Origin of the sequence: Desulfobacter latus, assembly GCF_013389365.1 — a bacterium.
Lineage (GTDB): Bacteria > Desulfobacterota > Desulfobacteria > Desulfobacterales > Desulfobacteraceae > Desulfobacter > Desulfobacter latus.
In genome coordinates this window covers 1-692 of sequence record NZ_JACADJ010000174.1, presented here as the reverse complement: position 1 = coordinate 692, position 692 = coordinate 1, and the positions used below count along the sequence as shown (strand labels likewise).

At 49.9% G+C, this 692-nt stretch carries 1 protein-coding gene; it reads left to right on the top strand.

Annotated features, from left to right (window positions below):
- Nucleotides 1-78 precede the first annotated feature (78 nt).
- A partial coding sequence (locus HXW94_RS18840; protein WP_218576823.1) for a hypothetical protein occupies nt 79-692 on the top strand: 614 nt, incomplete at its 3' end.

Below are 692 nucleotides of genomic sequence, written 5' to 3'. Positions count from 1 at the left end.
GGGGACTACCGGATACAGAGGGCTTCTACAGATGATCAAGGGACGACAACCTACAGCTACTCTTCCGGCAGACTCAACATGACTAACAGCGACGACAACGTCCTGGTACACGGCAACTTTGTGATGGATTCGTCTTCCGGTCATGGATCTCTGTTAACTTCCGGAACGCTCGAACTCAAAGGCGACTTCACGCAAAAATCAACTTATTCTTCTTGGCCCAGGACCCCTTATGAAAATGAGAACTTTCGAGCCAGTGGTACACATCGGGTTTTGTTGAGTGGCACTGACAAGCAAACGGTCTCTTTTAGCACACCATCTTGTAACCGTTCCCATTTCAATATTCTCGAAATTACCAACACTTCCAGTGACGGCGTGACACTGGCAAGCCGTGTCATTGTCACAGGCGAAATGGCCCAGACAACCACACCGATTGTTAACAGCAACAATTTATCGCTGTCCGGCAATGCGTTGATCAGCCAGGGCAACTGGAAATATGACCTGATCTTGGACTCACTCTGCAGCGACTGGACATTACAGCAGGACCAGGTTGTGGATAAAAACTTTTACTTGAAAGACGGCACCCTAGATCTCAATGGTAAGACCTTGACCGTCACAGGCGACTTGATCTACTCCGGCGACACCTTGACGCTCAACGGCGGCACCCTCGTGGTCAAAGGCGATTTGATCCACGC